The organism is Ruania zhangjianzhongii (genome assembly GCF_008000995.1).
Classification (GTDB): Bacteria; Actinomycetota; Actinomycetes; order Actinomycetales; family Beutenbergiaceae; genus Ruania; species Ruania zhangjianzhongii.
Genome location: NZ_CP042828.1, coordinates 3365347 through 3385050 on the forward strand (window position 1 = coordinate 3365347; position 19704 = coordinate 3385050).

Consider the following 19704-nt stretch of genomic DNA (forward strand, 5'->3'; position numbering starts at 1 on the left):
CCTACTCGTCAGTGCTGGCGAGCACCGCTGCCAGCGGGGTGGGTACCCGGTCCTCGGCCATCGCAGCGCACATCGCGGCGGCATAGCGCTCCTTGCGCCCGCTGAGCGTGCCCATGAAGCGCCGCAGCTGGGCCGTCAGGCCTCGCTCGCGCTGGGCCGGCTGACGCTGGAAGAGCCGCCAGGCACTGAGGTCGCCCTCCGCGGCGATCACCTCGATCGTGCCGCTGCCGCCGAGAGCGCGGATGAGCTCCTCCTCCAGGTCGGCCCGGCAGACCAGGACGTCCTCGGCCGGTAGCACCGAGCGGAAGAACCGCTCCTCGCCGGCATCGCACAGCCCGGTCAGTGACAGGCCGAGCCCACTCGGGCCGAGCAGCTCGGCGTAGCGGCGCACGTTCGTCGCCCCGCCCATCGGAATCAGGGCAACACCGCGGCCCTGAAGCGGCGGGCCGGTCCGAGCGGCGAGCGTCTCCAGCGCTGCGACGTCACTGATGCCCTCCACCAGGACTGCTCGATGCAGGCCGCCGATCTCCGCCCGATCCAGCGCCCGCCCGCCCGCAGCCCAGCCACGCACCGCTGCGCGCACGTCTGCCGGTTCTCGCACCCGACCATTCTGTGCCACCCGCGCGAGCAGGACCAGGACTTATCCTCCGCACCGTGCGGGGGCGTTGCCTGGTCGTCATTCGGCACGACGTTGCCCGGTCGTCAGGCGATGCCGCCGGCAGCTATCGTGCACACTGCCACGCCGGTCACCGCGGACCCTGGGGAGCCGGCGTGAGCTGAGCACCCTGCCACCACCATGACGAGCGGAGGACCGACGCGTGACCCAGGACTTCTCCTCCGACGAGGCGGGCGCCGCGGAGCAGGCAGCCGTGCCGGAGGAGGCCGAAGCCCTCCCCGCGAACAGCGCCGACGGCGCCGGGCAGGACACGGCCAGCCACGCGCGGCCGAGCCCGGCGGGCCTGTTCAAGTCGATGCGCCTGCGCGCCGGTGCGATCATGCGCGCTGTCCGCGAGCCTACCCAGCAGATCGTGGTCACCGACCGGGAGGAAGAGATCTCCCAGCGCCATGCGCGGGCAGTGATCGATCTGTGCCTGCGCGCCGGTGAGGCGATGCTCGCCGCCGGTGCCTCCGCTGCTGACGTCGTCGCCACCACGTTACGGATCAGCGAGTGCTACGGCGTTACCGGAACACAGGTGGACATCACGTTCACCTCGATCACGATCTCGGTCCGCCGCGGCCTCGATGAGGATCCGATCTCGGTGCTGCGGGTGATCAAGAACCGCACCACCGACTACTCCCGGCTGCAAGGTGTGTATCTGCTGATGGCAGAGATCACCGATGCGGACGAGCCGATGGACGTCACCGAAGCGCTGCGCCGGCTGCGGGAGATCGTCACCCAGCGTCACCCCTACCGCCGCTGGGTGGTCACCCTCGGGAAGGCGGTGCTGGCCGGTGGCGTCGTGGTGATGTATGACGCCAGCCCCGTTCTCATCCTGGTGGCCGCTGCCGCCGCAGTGGCGGTCGACCTGATCACCCGGCTGATGGAGCGGTGGGGCATTGCAGCGTTCTTCACCCAGATCGGCGCCGCCGCCATCACCACCTCGATCGCGGCGTTCATGTATTGGCTGCAGTCGCTGGGAATCGAGCTTCCCGGCGCGAACCGGCCCACAGTGATCGTGATCTCCGGCATCATCATGCTGCTCTCCGGGATCGGCCTCACCTCGGCCGCACGCGATGCCATCGACGGCTACTACGTGACCGCCTCGGCGCGTGCGATGGAGGTGGTGATGCTCACGCTCGGCCTCGCCGTGGGTATCTCCACCACGCTCGGGATCGCGCTCCGCCTCGGCGTCCCGATGTACGTGGGCACCTCTCTCGGGCCCGACGGCGGTCTGCTCGCCGGCACTGCCGGGTCCGCCCTGATCGGTCTCGGCTTCGCGCTCACCTCCTATATCCGCCTCCGCGTGGTCCCGTTGCTGCCGCTGGTGGCCGGGATCGTCTTCGCGGTCTACTACCTGCTGCTGCCGTTGACCAATCAGCCAGGCTTGGTACCCGGCCTCGCGGGAGTGGTGGCCGGCGTGCTCGGACACCTCACCTACCGCTGGTTCAAAGTGCCGGAGGCCGCGATGACGATGGCCGGTGTGATCGGACTGATCCCCGGACTGGCGGTCTACCGAGCGCTGTACTCCCTGATGGGCACCGAACACGCGGTGAGCCAGGCACTGCCGGCGCTCGTGCTGGCGTTCGCGACCGGTTTCGGTCTGGCTGCCGGGTCCACGATCGGCGGCTACCTCGCCCGGCGCCTGTTCGGCGAGGACGCGGCCTCGGAGAAGGCCTCCCGGCGCACCCAGGAGGCAGACTAGGTGCGGGGCGTTCGTACCCGCACCAGATGGACGGTGCAGCCGGGCCCACCCGGATCGCCGATAGGGTCAGTGGCTGTGAATGCACTCACCGGTCAGCAGTTCGAGATCCGCCACGGCGGCGCCTACGCCGTGATCACCGAGGTGGGCGCGCACCTGCGCCTGTTCCAGACCGACGGACGAGACGTCGTCGTGCCGTTCGGTGCTGACGAGCTACCCCCGGCATGCAACGGCGCTGTGCTGGCACCGTGGCCGAACCGGCTCCGGGACGGGCAGTACAGCTTCGACGGCGCGGACTACCAGGTACCGCTGACCGAACCCGCACGGCAGACCGCGCTGCACGGGCTGGTCAGCTGGCTCCGCTGGGAGGTGCGCTCGCACACCGCCTCCGCCGTCGAGCTGGCCGTGGACCTGCCCCCCACTCCCGGCTATCCCTTCCCGCTGACCGTGGCCACCCGCTACGAGCTGAGCCAAGCCGGGCTGGAGGTGACCACCACCGGCACGAACACCGGGGAGAGCAACGCTCCCTACGGCGTCGGCTTCCACCCGTGGCTCTCCCCGGGCCCGGGCACACTCGACGACGCGGTCCTGGAGGTGGACGTGGCGCAGTGGGTACCGACGGATGACCGGTTGCTGCCGACCGGGGTGGCCGAGGTTCCGGCCGAGTTCGATTTCCGGTCCCCGCGGCCGCTGCGCGGGGTCGACCTCGACGACGCCTTCCTGTCCCCCCGGTTCAACGCCGACGGCCGGGCGTGGCTACGCCTGCGCGGTAGCGACGGGCGCACTGTGCAGGTCTGGATGGACTCTTCGCTGACCTGCTGGCAGCTGTGCACCGGTGACCACGTGCGCGCGGCTGCGGCGCGCCGCACCGGGTTGGCGGCGGAGCCGATGACCTGCGTGGCGGACGCCTTCCGGACCGGGGAGAACCTGATCCGGCTCGCTCCCGGGGACCGGCACACCGTGCACTGGGGACTGCAACTGGTCTGAGCAGCTGCTCGCCCGGCTCCCGGCTCAGCCTCGCAGCGGGTGCTCAGCCTCTCCGTGGGAGGCTCAGCCCTCGGCGCACTGCAGCGTCTCGCTGTTCAGCGGTGCTGCGGTGCTGGCCAGCCAGCTCTCCGGGTCTATCGTGGTCTGGGCTTCGTCCAGGTGCACCTCGAAGTGCAGGTGCGGACCGGTGGAGTTGCCGTAGGAACCGACGGCGCCGATCACCTCGCCGGCGCTGACCTGCTGTCCCTCGGAGACGTAGACGCCGTTCGGGTACATGTGCACGTACCAGGTCCAGATCGGCTGGCCGTCCACCTCGTGCTCGATGATCACCAGCATGCTGCTGCGGCCGTCCATACCGTTGCCGGCGTGCACCACCGTTCCGTCGGCGACCGCGTGGATCGGTGTCCCGGCGGCAGCCGCCATGTCCAGTCCGGTGTGCTCGCCGTAGCTGCCGAAGATGGGGTGGGCGCGCACACCGTACCGGGAGGTGTAGTGGTAGCTGCCCTCGGAGAGCGGCATCATCACCTCGGGCGTGATGACGACCTCCACCTCGCTGGCGAGTACGCCGTTGGCCTCCATCGCACCGGCCGCGCAGGTGCTGCTGCGCTCATCACTACGGCTGGTGGCCACCATCGAGCGCACCGAGGCCAGCGGATCAGCCGCCAGGGCGGCCGAGGCGTCGGTGGAGATCTGGGTGCCGCCGCTGGAGAACACGTCCAGGGCGCTGGCCTCGGCGAGTGGGGTTCCGGTGCTCGGATCGGACGAGGTGGTCGGTAGCGCGGCGCCGGTCAGCGGCACCACGGTGGTCAGCGCCGCGAGCGCACCGAGCACAGCCAGTCGAGGCAGCCACCGGCGCGCCGGTGACTTCTGCGCAGCCTTGCTCGCGCGGGACCCGGGCACGATCTCGGCCCACGAGGTTCGCGCTGGCGGGGTGACCGGTCGCTCGTCGGCGGCGACGTTCGCGGCGACCGCAGACGGCCGCTCGTCGCTGGCGAACGGCTCGTCCGCGCTGGCTACGAGCACGTCGTCGTCGGCCGGCGCCGGGGCGCTCGATGCCGTCGGCTCGCCCGATACCGATCCTTGCGCTGCGGCCTGTCCCGCCTGCTCGGCGCGCGCTCGTTCACGCAGCTGGCGCCGGGTCAGCGTTGCGGGCGCCGATGTCGGGGCCGGCTCCGCGACGGCGGCCGGTGTGGCTGCACTGGTGCTCGACGCAGCTGCAGGAGCTGGATCGGTGGGCTGGGCAGCACGGGCCGCTTCGCGGAGCTGTCGACGGGTCGGGTAGGCGTCAGCGGTCCAATCACGCTGCGAGCTCACACGACCTCCGGGCACAACAATTCATACGGGCACGTTTCTGGGGTACTGCTGGGGAAGGATCCGCAGCTGGCGTCTTCGTCGAGACAACCGCGCAGATTACGGAATCATAACGGACCTGCCATGCTCGGTCCACCACCCCTGGCTGCACAGCCGCGATCGTGCGGCGGATCACTGGGATCGTGCACACAATCTCCACGACTGCACGGTCTGGGGCTGTCGCGTCCACGACATTTTCACACTCCGGCCGGCGTCAGCGCGTTCGCTGCATCGAGTCCCGCACCTCCCCGACCAGCTCTTCGAGGATGTCCTCGAGGAAGACGACACCGACCGACTCTCCGGCCGGGCCCTTCACCCCGGCCACATGGGCACCGGTGCGCTGCATCGCCCCCAGCACGGTCTCGATCTCGTCGTCGGTGTGCGCCACCGCCAGGGGCCGCACCCGCCACGGGGGCACCGGAGCCGTCCGTTGCACCGGTGTCTCGGCGTAGAGCACGTCCTTCACGTGCAGGTAGCCCACGATCGTGACGTCCTCCACGATCGGGAACCGGGAGAAGCCGGTCCGTGCCACCGCACGCTCGACCTCTGCAGGAGTGCACCCGATCGGCAGCGTGGTCAGTCCGGTTCCGGAGACCATCACCGATCCGGCGTCGGCCTCGGAGAACTCGATCGCCCCGGTGAGCAGGCCCAGCTCGTCCTGGAGCAGCCCCTCGGCGCGGGAGCGCTCGACGATCGCTGCCACCTCCTCCGCGGTGAAGGTGGAGGTGACCTCGTCCTTCGGCTCGATGCCGACCAGCCGCAGCACCCCGTTGGCAAGCCAGTTCAGGAACCGGATCAGCGGGGAGAGCACACGGGAGATCCACACCAGCGGCGGGCCGAACCACAACGCAGCCCGGCCAGGTGCCGCCACGGCCAGGTTCTTCGGAACCATCTCTCCGATCACCACGTGCAGGTACACCACGATCGCCAGGGCGATCACCAGGGCGACGGCGTGACTCGCCCCGGCGGGAAGGCCCACCGCGGTCAGTGGTCCCTCGAGCAGGTGGGCGATCGCCGGCTCGGCTACCGCGCCCAGACCCACGGAGCAGACCGTCACGCCGAGCTGGGCGCAGGCCAGCATCAGCGAGACGTGCTCCAGCGCCCAGAGCACCGTCCGTGCCGAGCGGGACCCGGCGTCGGCCAGCGGCTCCACCTGAGAACGCCGCACAGACATGATCGCGAACTCGGCACCGACGAAGAACGCGTTGCCGAGCAGCAACACCACGGTGACCAGCAGCGCCGTCGGTGAGCTCACTCGTCCCCCTCCGGCTCGGCTGCAGCCACGGCCCGCACCCGCAACGTCTCCACCCGGCGCACGTCCATCGTCTCCACCCGTAGCCACACCCCGGGTACCTCGACCTCGTCGCCCACCTGGGGCATCCGGCCGAGCACGGTCATCACCAACCCGCCGAGCGTCTCGTACGGCGCTTCATCGGGCACCCGCAGACCGGTGCGCAGCGCCAGCTCGTCCGGGCGGACCGTCCCGGGTACCAGCCAGGACTCCTCCGGCCCGGCCCGCACGTCCCGGCGGCGGCGATCGTGCTCATCGGCCACCTCGCCGACCAGCTCCTCGATCACGTCCTCCAGGGTGACCACTCCGGAGGTACCACCGAACTCGTCCACCACCACCGCCATCTGTAGCCCGTTGCGCAGGCTCACCAGCAACGGTGCCAGTCGTGCCGTCTCCGGTACCTGCGGGGCCTCGTCCATCAGCGCCGCGACCGGTACCTCGCCACGCCGGTCGTGCGGCACCCCGATCGCCCGGCGCAGCTGCACGATCCCGACCACGTCGTCCGGTGAGGTCTCGATCACCGGGAACCGGGAGTGCCCGGTGCTGCGTGCCAACGCCACCAGCTCCTCGGCGGTGGCGTCCCGGCGCAGCGTCTGCATCCGCATCCGGTCGGTCATCACATCTTGGGCGGTCAGCTCTCCGAAACCGATCGACCGCGTCAGCAGCAGCGCCGTGGACCGCTCCAACGTGCCGGCCTTGGCCGAGTGCCGCACCAGGGCGGCGAGCTCGGTAGCGGACCGGCCGCCGCCGAGCTCCTCCCGTGGCTCGACACCGGCCAGGCGCAGGATCTTGTTCGCCGACCCATTCAGCACGGTGATCACCGGGCGCAGCGCCGTGGTGAAACCGTGCTGCGGGCGCACCACCAGGCGGGCCACCCGCATCGGGTCCGCGATCGCCCAGTTCTTCGGGACCAGCTCACCGAAGAGCATCGAGAAGGTGTTCACGATCAGCAGGCTCAGGACTACCGCGATCGCCGCTGCCCCGACCTCGGCCAGCGCGGTCACGGCCAGTGCCTCGGTGAGCAGGTTCGCCAGTGCCGCCTGCATCGTGTAGCCGAGCAGCACCGTGGTCAGCGTGATCCCCACCTGTGCACCGGAGAGCTCGGTGGCCAGCTGGCGGAGCGCCCGCTGCACCAGCCGGGCGGTGCGGTCGGTGCCGCGGGCCCGCTTGTCCACGGCCGCAGGGTCGAGCGCCACCATGGAGAACTCGGCCGCCACGAACAGAGCGGTGCCGGCAGTGAGTACCACGCCGAGTGCGACCAGGAGCCAGTCGGTGATCATGACGCCGGGTTGCACCTCGAGGCGCCGGTATGGCCAGACATGATGGAGGTCAGAATAGCGGCCCGCGTACCTCCCGACAACGAATCGCAGGTGCGCCCTGCAGCCGCCACCGGGCCGAGGTGTGTCAGGCTTTGCCGCATGAGCCCCTCGCATACAGTCGTCCTGGTGGTCGAGGACGAACCGGAGATCGCCACCCAGATCGCTCGCCGTCTGGAGGCGGAAGGCTGGCAGGCGCACACGGTCGGTGAAGGCACCACCGCGGTGAGTTCCGCCGCCACGCTGGCGCCGGACCTGATCGTGCTGGATGTGATGTTGCCCGGTATCGACGGTCTCGAGGTGTGCCGGCGGATCCAGGCGGACGCCACCAGCGCCGGACGGCAGGTGCCGCCGATCATGATGCTCACCGCCCGCGATGACGAGACGGACATGCTGGTCGGCCTCGGCGTCGGCGCCGACGACTACATGACCAAACCGTTCTCGATGCGAGAGCTGCTCGCCCGCCTGAAGGTGCTGCTGCGCCGCGTGGAGCGCTCCCAGGCGCCGCCACCGGCCACCGGCGAGGCGGCGATGCAGCTCGGTGACCTGACCATCGACAAAGCCGCCCGCCGGGTCACCCGCTCGGGCAGCGAAGCGCATCTGACCCCCACGGAGTTCGACCTGCTGGTCTGCCTGGCGGCAAGCCCCCGCACCGTGCTCTCCCGCGAGCGCCTGCTCGCGGAGGTGTGGGACTGGGCTGACGCCTCCGGCACCCGCACCGTGGACTCGCATATCAAGGCACTGCGGCGCAAGCTCGGCTCGGACCTGATCCGCACCGTGCACGGGGTCGGCTACGCCCTGGAGCCGACCGAGTAGATGTGCTCCCACCGCTGCGTGCCCGCCCGGCAGAGCACCCGATGACCAGGCATCAGCGGCTGTTCCGGCACGCTCGCAGCAAGACCGGGTGGCAGGAGGCGCAGCACGCGCTGTACCGGGACCTGCGCCCGCTGGACCCGTTGCGCTCGATCAAGATGAAACTGATCGTGATCATCGGCGCCATGGTCGCGCTCTTCACCCTGGTCACCTGGGCCGGCGACCAGTTCGGTTTCGGTGTGCTGCGCACGTTCCCGGTGGCGCTGGTCTGCTCCCTGGTGCTCACCCAGATCCTCGCCCGGGGGATGACCCGTCCACTGCGCGAGATGACCACGGCGGCGCAGGCGATGGCCCGGGGGGACTACAGCCAGCAGGTGCACACCAACAGCCAGGATGAGGTCGGCGAGCTGGCCGCGGCGTTCAACTCGATGGCCCAGGACCTGGACACGCTGGACACCCGGCGCCGCGAGATGGTCGCGAACGTCTCGCACGAGCTCCGTACGCCGGTCGCCGCACTCCGGGCGCAGCTGGAGAACCTCGCCGACGGCGTGGTGTCGCCATCGCCAGAAACGCTGGAGTCGGCGCTCGATCAGGTGGAGCGACTCTCCCGGCTGATCGCCTACCTGCTCGATCTGTCCCGGCTCGAGGCCGGTGCGGCCGACCTGGACCTCACCGAGATCGAGATCGGCCCCTTTTTGCAGGAAGCGGCCACCCAGTCCCGGCACGCCGCCAGCGAGACCGGCCACGATCTGGAGTGGGAGGTGACCAGCACGCCGTCGGACCTGCGGGTGGTCGGCGACCCGGAGCGGTTGCACCAGGTGGTGGCGAACCTGCTCGCCAACGCTGCCCGGCACTCCCCCGCCGGAGGAAAGATCTACCTGGCCGGTCGCTACGAGTCGCTACCGGACGCCGTCGTGATCGAGGTGCAGGACGAGGGGCCCGGCATCCCGGTCCAGGACCGGCAGAAAGTGTTCGAACGGTTCGAGCGCGGCAACACCCCCGCCCAGCGCGGTGGGCAGTCCACCGGGGGTACCGGTCTGGGGCTGGCGATCGCCCGGTGGGCGGTGAGCCTGCACGGCGGAACGATCGAGGTAGTCGATCCGACCCGCGGCAGCGGTGCCATGATCCGGGTGACCCTGCCGGCCACCGGCCCGGTCGAGCACAGCTGAGCGGCTCCAGGACAAGAACACTTCCCCCTCATCGGCCGCAGCGTCGCACCTGACCGATTATTTGCCCCGGCTTGAACCGATGTCCCGCAGAGTGCCTGGTTGACCACACAGATGGGTCGAAACACCCGGATCTGCGGTTGTCCTCGTGCGGCGTCACCTAGGCTGGTAGTACGCATCCACCACGCACAGCATCGGAAGAGGGCGATCCCCGAGTGTCCCAGCAGGCACCCCACGACTCGACATCCGCAGCCGAGGCCTTCGGCGGGAACGAGTGGCTCATCGAAGAGCTGTACTCGCAGTACAAGCAGGACAAGAACCTCGTTGATCCGTCCTGGTGGGCGTTCTTCGAGACGTACTCCCCCGCCGACCTCTCCAGTTCCGAGAACGGCAGTGCCGCTGCCTCGGCCGCCAGCCCGACCCCGGTGGCTCCCACCCCGGTCGGGCAGTCGGCATCCTCGGCGAGCGCACCGGCGCAGCAGCCGCCGGCGAGTGCCGCCAAGGACACCGAAGCGGCGCCGACCACCGCACCACAGGCTGAGCCGGCCGACCCCAAACCGCAGACCTCCTCGGCCACCTCCGCCCAGCAGAGCGACACCACGCCGCCGCCGGCGGAGGTGCAGGGCGACGTTCCCCCCGAGGCACCGGTGGCCACTGCAGTCGCCCCCACGGCCGCCTACACCCAGGCAGTCAGCGGCGGCGGGCCGCGGGAGGCCGGTGGTGAAGGTGAAGCGACCCGGCTGCGCGGCGCCGCCGCCCGGGTGGTCACGAACATGGAGACCTCTCTGGAGGTCCCGACCGCCACCAGTGTGCGCACCATCCCGGCCAAGCTGATGGTGGACAACCGGATCGTGCTGAACAACCATCTGGCCCGCAGCCGTGGGGGGAAGGTCTCCTTCACCCACCTGATCGGCTTCGCCGTGGTCGAGGCTCTCAGCGACATGCCGGAGATGAACGCCGGGTACCGCGAGGTGGACGGTAAGCCTGGTGTGGTGCGCCCGGCGCACGTGAACTTCGGGCTCGCGATCGACCTGGCGAAGCCGGACGGGACCCGTCAGCTCCTCGTCCCCTCGATCAAGGGTGCCGAGGAGATGGACTTCGCCGAGTTCTGGCACGCCTACGAAGAGCTCATCCGCAAGGCCCGCTCCGGCGGGCTCGAGGTGGGCGACTTTGCCGGTACCACGATCAGCCTGACCAATCCCGGCACCATCGGTACGGTGCACTCGGTGCCGCGGCTGATGTCCGGGCAGGGCACGATCATCGGTGTCGGCGCGATGAACTACCCCGCCGAGTACCAGGGCGCCTCCCTGGAGACCGTGTCCCGGCTCGGCATCTCCAAGGTGATGACCCTCACGTCCACCTATGACCACCGGATCATCCAGGGCGCCCAGTCGGGTGACTTCCTGCGCATCGTGCACGCCAAGCTGCTCGGTGAGGACGGGTTCTACGACCGGGTGTTCGCCTCCCTGCGGGTGCCGTACGAACCGGTGCGCTGGACCGTCGACGTCACACCGAGCAATGAGGAGGACTTCGGCAAGCCGGCCCGGGTGGCCGAGCTGATCCACTCCTACCGCTCCCGCGGTCACCTGATCGCCGACACCGACCCGCTCGCCTACCGTCAGCGCAAGCACCCCGACCTGGATGTGCAGACCCACAGGCTCACGCTCTGGGACCTGGACCGGCTCTTCCCCACCGGCGGCTTCGGTGGCAAACCGAAGATGCTGCTCCGGGACATCCTCGGACTGCTGCGCAACTCCTACTGCCGCACCATCGGCGTGGAGTACATGCATCTGCACGACACCACCCAGCGCAAGTGGCTGCAGGAGCGGCTGGAGTCCGGCTGGTCCAAGCCTGACGGGGACGAGCAGAAGCGCATCCTGCGCACGCTGAACGCCGCTGAGGCGTTCGAGACGTTCCTGCAGACCAAGTACGTCGGACAGAAGCGGTTCAGCCTGGAGGGTGGCGAGTCCCTCATCCCGCTGCTGGACCGCGTGCTGGACCGTGCCGCCCAGGAAGGGCTGGACGAGGTCGGTATCGGGATGCCGCACCGGGGCCGGCTGAACGTGCTGGCGAACCTGGCCGGTAAGTCCTACGGGCAGATCTTCGCCGAGTTCGAGGGCAACCAGGACCCGCGCACCGTGCAGGGCTCCGGAGATGTGAAGTACCACCTCGGCACCGAGGGCACGTTCACCGCGCTGAACGGAGCGACGACCAAGGTCTACCTGGCTGCTAACCCCTCCCACCTGGAGGCCGTGAACGGGGTGCTCGAGGGGGTGGTCCGGGCCAAGCAGGACCGCCTCAACCTGGGCGGCGACGGGTACTCGGTGCTTCCGGTGCTGATCCACGGTGACGCTGCCTTCGCCGGCCAAGGTGTGGTGACCGAGACGCTGCAGCTGTCCCAGCTGCGCGGCTACCGCACCGGCGGCACCGTGCACATCCTGATCAACAACCAGGTCGGGTTCACCACCGGTGCCTCCTCCTCCCGGTCCACGATGTACGCCACGGACGTGGCCAAGGGGCTGCAGGTCCCGGTGTTCCACGTCAACGGCGACGACCCGGAGGCGGTCGCACACGTGGCCGAGCTGGCCTTCGACTACCGGCAGGAGTTCAACCGGGACGTCATCATCGATATGGTCTGCTACCGCCGTCGCGGTCACAACGAGGGCGACGACCCGTCGATGACCCAGCCGGTGATGACCTCGCTGATCGAGAAGAAGCGCAGCGTCCGCAAGCTGTTCACCGAGGCACTGGTGGGTCGCGGCGACCTCACCGAGGACGAGGCTGAAGAGGCGCTGCAGCACTACAAGAGCCAGCTGGAGCGGGTGTTCACCGAGACTCGCGAAGGCAACGCCCGCACCGATCACCAGGTGCAGGGCTTGGAGCTGCCGGAGTCCCAGCAGGAGGACGCCGGGGTGATGGTCGGTTGGCAGACCGCTGTACCGGCCAAGGTGATCTCGCACATCGGCGCGGCGCACACTCGCCCGCCGGAGGGCTTCACCGTGCACCCGAAGCTCACCCAGCTGCTGGAGAAGCGGCAGCAGATGTCCACCGAGGGCGCTATCGACTGGGCCTTCGGTGAGCTGCTCGCCTTCGGGTCGCTGCTGATGGAGAACATGCCCGTGCGGCTGGCCGGGCAGGACTCCCGGCGCGGTACGTTCGTGCAGCGGCATGCCGTGCTGCACGACCGGCGCAACGGAGCCGAGTGGACCCCGCTGTCCTACCTCTCCCCGGACCAGTCCAAGTTCTGGGTGTACGACTCCTCGCTGAGCGAGTATGCGGCCCTGGGCTTCGAGTACGGCTACTCCGTGGAGCGCCCGGACGCACTGGTGGCCTGGGAGGCGCAGTTCGGCGACTTCGTCAACGGCGCCCAGACGGTGATCGACGAGTTCATCTCCTCCGCCCAGCAGAAGTGGGCGCAGACCTCCTCGGTGGTGCTGCTCCTGCCACACGGCTACGAGGGTCAGGGACCGGACCACTCCTCGGCGCGCAAGGAACGTTTCCTGCAGCTGGCCGCCGAGGACAACATGATCGTGGCCGAGCCATCTACCCCGGCGAACTACTTCCATCTCCTGCGGCGCCAGGCGTACCAGCGCCCGCGCCGCCCGTTGGTGGTGTTCACCCCGAAGCAGCTGCTCCGGCTGCGGGCCGCGACGTCGTCGGTGGAGGACTTCACCTCCGGCACGTTCCAATCGGTGATCGGGGACTCCACCGTGGACCCGGGTAACGTCGACCGTGTGCTCCTGTGCAGCGGGCGGGTCTACTACGACCTCGTCGCCGAGCGCACCAAGCGCGAGGACGACCGCACGGCGATCGTCCGCCTGGAGCAGCTCTACCCGCTCGACCACGAGGCCGTCCGCGCTGAGCTCAGCCGGTACTCGAACCCGGAGTTCGTGTGGGTGCAGGACGAGCCGAAGAACCAGGGGGCGTGGAGTTACCTCGTGCTGAACATGGTCGCCGCCCTGCCGAACCTGCCCGAGCGTGAGCAGCTGACCGGCAAGTCCCTGCGCGTGGTCTCCCGCCCGAACATGGCGGCACCGTCGGCCGGGACCGCCAAGAAGCACCAGGCGGAGCAGTCCGTGCTGATCAGCGAGGCCTTCGCCCGGTGAGCGCGCCGGACCGGCAGCAGGAATTGGTGCGCCAGCGGATCTGCGTCGTCGGTGATGAGCTGGTGGCCGGTGTCGGCGATGCCCGCGGGCTCGGCTGGACCGGCCGGGTGGCCGCCCGCTCCGCCGGGGAGGAGCCGGCCCAGTGGTACCCGCTGGCCGTTCCCGGGGAGTCCAGCACGGCGCTGTCCGGGCGCTGGGAGTCGGAGTGCAACCGGCGCTTCGGTCCCGGGGACAACCGGCTGGTGGTGGCCCCGGGGGCCGCTGACCTGCTCGACGGGGTGTCCCTGGCCCGGAGCCGGCTGAACCTGGCGAATGTCCTCGATGACGCCACCAACCGGCGGATCCCGTGCTTCGTGCTCGGCCCACCGCCGCGAGCCGATGTGGACGCCGAGGCACTCGCCGAGCTGTCGAACGCGTTCGCGGACGTGTGCGGCCGGCGCCGGATCCCGTACGTCGAGACTCATCAGCCGCTCCGAGATCATGAGCAGTGGGTCGCCGATCTGGCGTCCACCGACGGTACCCACCCGCAGCAGGCCGGTTACGGACTGCTCGCCTGGTTGGTGCTGCACAACGGCTGGCACGACTGGATCGGCCTCCCGCAGGACGCCTGAGCCGCGCGCAACACCACCGACCGCCACAACCACGGTGCGCCCACCGGCGGTGGGTGACATGAGCGTCGCTTCCAAGCGATCTAGCGACGCTCATGTCACCCGCCGGTAGCCGGCGGCGCCCATGGCTGCCGGCGGTCGGGCTTAACCGGCCGGCGGGCTGGCGTCGCTGACCGGTTCCGCCTCGTCCGCTTCTTCCGGGTGCCGGCGCAGGTGGATGATGGCGACCACCAGCCCACCCCAGACCAGCAGCAGCGCGATGATCATCATGATGAGGGCTGGTGTCGTCATCGGAGCGCTCCCTTCTTCTCCGTGCGCGGACTCTGACTCTCCTCCAGCTCCAGAGCCTCAACCACTCCGGGCTTCCACTTCATGTTCGAGAGCACCACGGCGATCACGAAGATCGCCACGCTCATCCCCCAGCCGAACATCTCCACGTACCAGCGGGGCATCTCGCCGTAGCCCTCCTGGACTGTTTCGATCAGCTTGCTGATGAACATGAAGCCGAGGACGACGGGGGTCACGACGGTGAGGAGGATCGTCCAGGTCCAGCCCACTTTGAACGAGGAGACCGAGTTCAGGTGCCCCCGCATCACCCGCAGGTGGCGCAGACCCCAGCCGAGGGTGATCGTGATGGTCAGGCCCGCACCAACGATCCCGAACTGGTTGGCGAAGTTGTCGACGACGTCGAGCAGGTTCAGCCCGGTGGTGGTGGGGAACAGCACCAGCGAGACCACCGCCATCAGCCCGCCGACCAGCAGCACCGAGGCGGTCCGGCTCAGGCCGAACTTGTCCTCGAAAGCGTCCAGCACCACCTCCACGATGCTGACCATCGAGGTGATCCCCGCCAGCACGATCGAGGTGAAGAACAACACGCCGATGATCACGCCACCAGGCATGGTGGAGATGATCGCCGGGAAGGCGATGAACGCGAGTCCGACGCCTTCTGCCACGACGTCCGCGATCTGTACCCCGGACGCCTGAGCCATGAAGCCGAGCGTGGCGAACACACCGATTCCGGCGAGCATCTCGAACCCGGAGTTCGCGAACGCCACCACCAGCCCAGGGCCGGTGAGGTTGGTCTTGCGCTTCAGGTGCGCCGCATAGGTGATCATGATGCCGAAGGCGATCGAGAGGGAGAAGAAGATCTGCCCGTACGCCAGCACCCAGACCTGCGGATCCTTCAGGGCCTCCCAGTTCGGGGTGAACAGTGCGTTCAGTCCCTCGACCGCCCCTGGCTGGCGCAGTGCCTGGATCACCAGGATCACGAAGAGCACCACCAGCACGGGGATGAACACCTGGGACAGGCGCGCGATCCCCTTCTGCATACCGGCCCGCAGCACCACCAGAGTGAAGATCCACACGATCAGCAGCGGGACGAACACCGCCGGCACCAGCGACACACCGATGGTGAACTCCCCGCTCTGTTGCAGGAACTCTCCACCGAAGAAGCCCTCGGGATCATCGCCCCAGGTCTGGTTCACCGAGAAGCCGACGTACCGGACCGCCCAGGCGATCACCACGGCGTAGTAGACGGCGATCACGAAGCAGATACCGACCTGCCACCAGCCGATCACTTCCGTGCCCGGATGCAGGCGGCGGAAGCTCAACGGCGCGGAGCCACGATACTTGTGACCGATCGCGTAGAGCAGGAACAGCAGCGGGATGCCGGCGGTCAGCAGCGCGGTCAGATAGGGAATGATGAAGGCGCCGCCGCCGCCCTCATAAGCCACGTACGGGAAGCGCCAGATGTTGCCCAACCCGACGGCAGAGCCCATAGCCGCGAAGATGAACGCGCTTCGCCCCTTGAACTGCTGTCGTTCACTCATCTGCGAGCCTCCACATCGACGTCCGCCGGCGAACGTCCTCGTCCACTGTCACTTCAACCGGTCGGTGTCCCACACCGTAGCCACATCCGCACCGTTCGTCACGGATCAACGCGGTGGGTCCACCGATCGGGCCCGGCCCCCGGCTCATGCCTCGCGGGTGAGCACCACCTTCCCGAACGCCTCACCCGAGGCGAGACGGGAGAATGCGGACCGGACGCCGTCGTCCTCGGCGAGGTCAAAGCGAGAGTCGATCACTGGCCGCACCCCGGTGGCCAGCAGCATCGCGGTTACCTCGTGCAGCTGGGCCAGTGTGCCCATCGTGGTGCCGACCACCCGCAGGCTACGGAAGAACACCCGGTTCAGGTCAGCCGATGGCGCCGGCCCGCTGGTGGCCCCGGCGACCGCGACCACCCCGCCCGGCCGCAGCGAACGCAGCGAGTGCTTCCAGGTGGCCTCACCCACAGTCTCCAGCACGGCGTCCACCGGCTCCACGCGGGTGCCGGTGGGCACGGCTTCGTGGGCACCGAGCAGCTCGACGGCGCGGTGCTGCTTGGCCTCACTACGCGAGGTGGCGATCACGTAGCAGCCAGCGGCGCGGGCAAGCTGGATCGCAGCGGCGGCCACTCCCCCACCGGCGCCCTGCACCAGCACCCGCTGGCCGGGCCGGACCGCCGCGGCGTCGAACAGCATCCGGTAGGCGGTCAGGTACGCCGTGGGTACGCAGGCAGCCTCGGCAAAGGTCAGCTCGGCAGGTTTGGGCACCAGGTTGCGCGCCGGCACCCACACCGTGTCGGCGAAGGTGCCCGGGTGCAGCTCGGACAGCAGCGTGCGCTTCGGGTCCAGCGTCTCCTCCCCGACCCAGTCGGGTGAGGCGATCACCGCGTGCACCAGCACGTCGTTGCCGTCGGGGTCGGTGCCGGCGGCGTCCGTGCCGAGCACCATCGGCAGCCGCTCGGCCGGCAGGCCCACACCGCGCAGGCTCCACAGGTCGTGGTGGTTCAGGGCCGCGGCGCGCACTCGGACCGGCACCCAGTCCGCCGGCGGATCCGGGTCGGGGAGGTCGGCGATCTCCAGACCGTGGAGCGGGTTGTCGGTGTCCTGGCTGGCAGCGTAGACGGCGCGCATCCCTCCACCGTAGGGGCGGCTCCGCGGCGGGGCCAGGCGGGCGGTGCGTTCAGCCGAGGAGCCGGGGTTCGGCCCGCCCCTGCGGATGTGGGATCATAGGCGGCGGCCCGAATTTCCGCCACCAAAGGAGACACCGATGAGCAAGCGTGGTCGTAAGCGCAAGGACCGCAAGCGCCGCAATGCCAACCACGGCAAGCGCCCCAACTCCTGAACCAGTGGCGCCCACACCGGCGCTCTGATCCACCGACGCCGAGCCCGTCATTGGGCTCGGCGTCGTCGTGTCGAGGCCCTCGCCCCGTACTCTGGGACCGCACCATGGCAGCAGGTCGGGGAGGACTGGGCGGGATGCGGGATGTCGAGTTCGAGATCGGTGCCGGCACAGACAATCGCGGCGACCCGGTCAGCCGGATCGAGCGCGCGCGGCCGCTGCTGCCCTGGTTCCTGCTGCTCGCGGCCGGCCTGATCGGCGCCGGGTCTGGTCTGGCGCAGCAGACCGAGCTGCCCCTCTTCGCCGAAGAAGACAGCGAGACGCACTACCTCAGCCAGAACGCGGACGGCGGCGTGACCGCCTGGTCCTGGCGCGGCGACCAGTTCCTCGACCACGGCACTATCACCCGGGTCGGTGCTGCCCTAGCCCCGTCCACGGACGTGCCCGAGTGGTCCTGCCTCGATGCCGACGAGCCGGACGCTCCCGCTGCGCCCTACCCGGAGGTGGCGGGCGGGATCCTGTGCACGGGCTCGGGCTGTCATGTCGATGGCGCAGCAGAGAACAGGTCGCCGTGCACCGTCACCCAGTGGATCCCACCCGAAGGTTGGGAATGGCCCACCGACGGTGCTACCAGCGTGAACTGACCCGCACGGCGGCCAGCGGGCCCGAACCGCCGCACGGCCGGACCTGCTACCTCAGACCGACCGGCTCTGCCGCAGGATCGTCAGCTGGGTGCGCACCCGCATCCGCAGCGCATCCGGGGCCACCTCCGCGCAGGAGCGCTTCAGCACGATGCGCAGCTCACGCTCGCGGCTGACCTCGTCCAGGCACGTGTTGCACTCATCGATGTGGGCGCGAAGCCGGCCCAACTCTATTTCGGACATCTCCGCGTCCAGGTACTCATACAGATGCTCCAGCGCCTCTTCGCACCGGCATCCCTCTAGGCCGTTCTCCGCGGTCATACCTTCTCCACCTTCATCCCCAACGACCGAGCGTGATCGGCCAACAGCTGCCGCAACTGCCCCCGGCCACGGTGCAACCGCGACATCACGGTGCCGATCGGGGTGTCCATGATCTCGGCGATCTCCTTGTAGGCGAAGCCCTCGACATCGGCCAGGTAGACCGCCAGCCGGAAGTCCTCCGGGAGCTGGGCGAGCGCATCCTTCACCTCGGTGTCGCCGAGCGCATCCATCGCCTCGGCCTCCGCCGAACGCAGCCCGGTGGAGGTGTGCGAGGCGGCACGATGGATCTGCCAGTCCTCGATCGAGTCGGAGTCCGACTCCAGCGGGGCGCGCTGCTTCTTCCGATAGGTGTTGATGAACGTGTTCGTCAGGATCCGGTACAGCCAGGCCTTGAGGTTGGTGCCAGGCTTGTACTGGTGGAAGGCGGCGTACGCCTTCGCGAACGTCTCCTGCACCAGGTCCTCGGCATCGGCCGGATTACGGGTCATCCGTAGGGCTGCACCGTAGAGTTGGTCGATATACGGCATAGCGTCGGTCTCGAACCGCCGCTCCCGCTCTAGGGCGCTCTCATCCTGGGGCGCGCGCTCAGTCTGCTCGGTCATCACCGACGAGCCTAGCCTGGCCTCGTCGTGACGCATCACGGTATCGCCAGCAGCGGACACGTGCGGGGTGAGCATGGTGATCGCCGCCGGCGCGCTCTGCCCGGGGCCGCCCAACGGCGGCGTCGCCGAGGCGGACAGCGGCACCAGCGTCGGATCCACGGTGCAGGAGTCGGGGCCGCACACCATGCCGAAGGCCGCAGTGGTGGCGGTGCTGACGGGGCTCTGGGTACTCATCACCGGTATCAACCACGGTGATGGCCGTTCCATTCCGACGCCCGGAGCGCGCCGTGCTCGCCGCCGTGGCCGGTGCGCCGCCGGGGCCTGGCCACATTTTCGTTCACCGTTCGGGTTCGCACCGCGGCCCGATCTGCGGTAGCAATGGAACATGGATCCTGTGCGCGCATTCGCCCGCCCCCTGCTCGCTTCCGTCTTCGTGGTCGATGGGCTGGACGCCCTCCGCCACCCGGAGAAGCATGCCGCCCTGCTCGAGCCGTATGACGCTGCTCTGGACAAGGCCGCCGAGACCGTCCCCGGCCTGCCCGCGAAACGCATCGTCCTAGTGCGAGTCAGCGGCGGTGCGTCGATCGCCGCCGGGGTGCTGCTCGCCATCGGCAAGGCACCGCGACTGGCCGCGGCGACCCTCGCCGTCATCGGCCTGGGCAGCACGGTGGTGCGGCACCCGTTCTGGTCGAAGAAGGGCGAGGAGCGGCGCGAGGAGCTGAGTGCCTTCCTCACCCGTGGTGCGGTCACCGCCGGGGCGGTCTTCGCGGCCACCGACCGCCGGGGCAAGCCCTCGATGGCCTGGCAGTACCAGAACTGGCGGGAGCACCGCGAGGAGCTGGCGATCGCGAACGAGGAGTTCGAGGCCCAGCTCGAGGAGGTCAAGGCCAAGGCGAAGGAGAAGGTCGCCAAGGCCAAGTCCTGACCTGGCCGAACACCGGGTCGTCATGTGGCGAGTGCGCTGGGGCGCACTCCTGACAT

General features: G+C 69.3%; 18 protein-coding genes. 9 read left to right on the plus strand and 9 right to left on the minus strand.

All coding sequences use genetic code 11. The annotated features are described in order from the left end of the window. Position 1: 1 nt before the first annotated feature. Entirely contained in the window at positions 2-601 is a 600-nt protein-coding gene (locus tag FU260_RS15700; protein ID WP_147917913.1) for an ATP-dependent endonuclease, read from the minus strand. 217 nt (positions 602-818) lie between these two features. Here FU260_RS15700 and FU260_RS15705 point away from each other — a divergent pair, with 217 nt between their 5' ends. Together FU260_RS15705 and FU260_RS15710 are read left to right on the plus strand one after the other, a co-directional pair. Beyond that, on the plus strand, positions 819-2363 hold the full coding sequence (locus FU260_RS15705) for a threonine/serine exporter family protein (protein WP_235912453.1): 1545 nt from the start codon (positions 819-821) through the stop codon (positions 2361-2363). A 75-nt stretch (positions 2364-2438) separates the two neighbouring features. Further along, positions 2439-3347, plus strand: a complete 909-nt coding sequence (locus FU260_RS15710) for an aldose 1-epimerase family protein (protein WP_235912454.1) — start codon at positions 2439-2441, stop codon at positions 3345-3347. Between the two features lie 63 nt (positions 3348-3410). On the opposite strand, the gene FU260_RS15715 is transcribed toward FU260_RS15710, so the two are convergent. The 3 genes from FU260_RS15715 to FU260_RS15725 form a co-directional block, all read right to left on the minus strand. Next, the gene (locus FU260_RS15715; protein ID WP_147917915.1) at positions 3411-4661 is read right to left on the minus strand and encodes a peptidoglycan DD-metalloendopeptidase family protein; all 1251 of its coding nucleotides are present in this window, start codon (positions 4659-4661) and stop codon (positions 3411-3413) included. Positions 4662-4911: 250 nt separating this feature from the next. Beyond that, on the minus strand, positions 4912-5952 hold the full coding sequence (locus FU260_RS15720) for a hemolysin family protein (RefSeq protein ID WP_147917916.1): 1041 nt from the start codon (positions 5950-5952) through the stop codon (positions 4912-4914). After that, complete coding sequence (locus tag FU260_RS15725) at positions 5949-7268, minus strand: hemolysin family protein (RefSeq protein WP_147917917.1); 1320 nt, start codon at positions 7266-7268, stop codon at positions 5949-5951. Before FU260_RS15725 ends, FU260_RS15720 begins: the two co-directional genes overlap by 4 nt. A gap of 138 nt (positions 7269-7406) precedes the next feature. Here FU260_RS15725 and FU260_RS15730 point away from each other — a divergent pair, with 138 nt between their 5' ends. From FU260_RS15730 to FU260_RS15745, 4 genes are all read left to right on the plus strand, one after another. Beyond that, positions 7407-8120 (plus strand): response regulator transcription factor, encoded by a 714-nt coding sequence (locus FU260_RS15730; RefSeq protein WP_147917918.1) that lies wholly within the window; start codon positions 7407-7409, stop codon positions 8118-8120. Positions 8121-8161: 41 nt separating this feature from the next. Further along, entirely contained in the window at positions 8162-9286 is a 1125-nt protein-coding gene (locus FU260_RS15735; RefSeq protein WP_147917919.1) for a sensor histidine kinase, read from the plus strand. 212 nt (positions 9287-9498) lie between these two features. After that, complete coding sequence (locus tag FU260_RS15740; protein WP_147917920.1) at positions 9499-13389, plus strand: multifunctional oxoglutarate decarboxylase/oxoglutarate dehydrogenase thiamine pyrophosphate-binding subunit/dihydrolipoyllysine-residue succinyltransferase subunit; 3891 nt, start codon at positions 9499-9501, stop codon at positions 13387-13389. Continuing rightward, the gene (locus tag FU260_RS15745) at positions 13386-14000 is read left to right on the plus strand and encodes a GDSL-type esterase/lipase family protein (RefSeq protein ID WP_235912455.1); all 615 of its coding nucleotides are present in this window, start codon (positions 13386-13388) and stop codon (positions 13998-14000) included. Before FU260_RS15740 ends, FU260_RS15745 begins: the two co-directional genes overlap by 4 nt. Positions 14001-14141: 141 nt before the next feature. Here the strand turns inward: FU260_RS15745 and FU260_RS15750 are convergent, their stop codons facing one another. The 3 genes from FU260_RS15750 to FU260_RS15760 form a co-directional block, all read right to left on the minus strand. Further along, a complete protein-coding gene (locus tag FU260_RS15750; protein ID WP_147917921.1) occupies positions 14142-14288 on the minus strand; it encodes a methionine/alanine import family NSS transporter small subunit in 147 nt (48 codons plus the stop codon). Next, positions 14285-15826 (minus strand): sodium-dependent transporter, encoded by a 1542-nt coding sequence (locus FU260_RS15755; RefSeq protein ID WP_147917922.1) that lies wholly within the window; start codon positions 15824-15826, stop codon positions 14285-14287. Before FU260_RS15755 ends, FU260_RS15750 begins: the two co-directional genes overlap by 4 nt. A 144-nt stretch (positions 15827-15970) precedes the next feature. After that, positions 15971-16951, minus strand: coding sequence for a zinc-binding dehydrogenase (locus tag FU260_RS15760; RefSeq protein ID WP_147917923.1), 981 nt, complete (start codon positions 16949-16951; stop codon positions 15971-15973). Between the two features lie 136 nt (positions 16952-17087). On the opposite strand from FU260_RS15760, the gene FU260_RS24625 reads away from it, so the two are divergent. Together FU260_RS24625 and FU260_RS15765 are read left to right on the plus strand one after the other, a co-directional pair. Beyond that, positions 17088-17162 carry a 50S ribosomal protein bL37 gene (locus tag FU260_RS24625; RefSeq protein WP_413038357.1) on the plus strand — a complete coding sequence of 25 codons (75 nt, stop codon included), beginning with the start codon at positions 17088-17090 and terminating at the stop codon, positions 17160-17162. A 104-nt stretch (positions 17163-17266) separates the two neighbouring features. Continuing rightward, positions 17267-17803 carry a hypothetical protein gene (locus FU260_RS15765; protein ID WP_147917924.1) on the plus strand — a complete coding sequence of 179 codons (537 nt, stop codon included), beginning with the start codon at positions 17267-17269 and terminating at the stop codon, positions 17801-17803. A 51-nt stretch (positions 17804-17854) separates the two neighbouring features. Here FU260_RS15765 and rsrA read toward each other — a convergent pair whose 3' ends face one another. Beyond that, complete coding sequence (gene rsrA, locus FU260_RS15770; protein WP_147917925.1) at positions 17855-18121, minus strand: mycothiol system anti-sigma-R factor; 267 nt, start codon at positions 18119-18121, stop codon at positions 17855-17857. Further along, on the minus strand, positions 18118-18957 hold the full coding sequence (locus tag FU260_RS15775; protein WP_280527358.1) for a sigma-70 family RNA polymerase sigma factor: 840 nt from the start codon (positions 18955-18957) through the stop codon (positions 18118-18120). Before FU260_RS15775 ends, rsrA begins: the two co-directional genes overlap by 4 nt. Before the next feature lie 151 nt (positions 18958-19108). On the opposite strand from FU260_RS15775, the gene FU260_RS15780 reads away from it, so the two are divergent. Then, positions 19109-19648, plus strand: coding sequence for a DoxX family protein (locus FU260_RS15780; RefSeq protein ID WP_147917926.1), 540 nt, complete (start codon positions 19109-19111; stop codon positions 19646-19648). Positions 19649-19704: the final 56 nt, after the last annotated feature.

Coding starts and splice junctions, on each gene's coding strand:
- FU260_RS15725 (WP_147917917.1), bottom strand. CDS start 7,268: ATGATCACCGACTGGCTCCTGGTCGCACTCGGCGTGGTACTCACTGCC.
- FU260_RS15730 (WP_147917918.1), top strand. CDS start 7,407: ATGAGCCCCTCGCATACAGTCGTCCTGGTGGTCGAGGACGAACCGGAG.
- FU260_RS15735 (WP_147917919.1), top strand. CDS start 8,162: ATGACCAGGCATCAGCGGCTGTTCCGGCACGCTCGCAGCAAGACCGGG.
- FU260_RS15750 (WP_147917921.1), bottom strand. CDS start 14,288: ATGACGACACCAGCCCTCATCATGATGATCATCGCGCTGCTGCTGGTC.
- FU260_RS15755 (WP_147917922.1), bottom strand. CDS start 15,826: ATGAGTGAACGACAGCAGTTCAAGGGGCGAAGCGCGTTCATCTTCGCG.
- FU260_RS15760 (WP_147917923.1), bottom strand. CDS start 16,951: ATGCGCGCCGTCTACGCTGCCAGCCAGGACACCGACAACCCGCTCCAC.
- FU260_RS15765 (WP_147917924.1), top strand. CDS start 17,267: ATGGCAGCAGGTCGGGGAGGACTGGGCGGGATGCGGGATGTCGAGTTC.
- rsrA (WP_147917925.1), bottom strand. CDS start 18,121: ATGACCGCGGAGAACGGCCTAGAGGGATGCCGGTGCGAAGAGGCGCTG.
- FU260_RS15775 (WP_280527358.1), bottom strand. CDS start 18,957: ATGAGTACCCAGAGCCCCGTCAGCACCGCCACCACTGCGGCCTTCGGC.
- FU260_RS15780 (WP_147917926.1), top strand. CDS start 19,109: ATGGATCCTGTGCGCGCATTCGCCCGCCCCCTGCTCGCTTCCGTCTTC.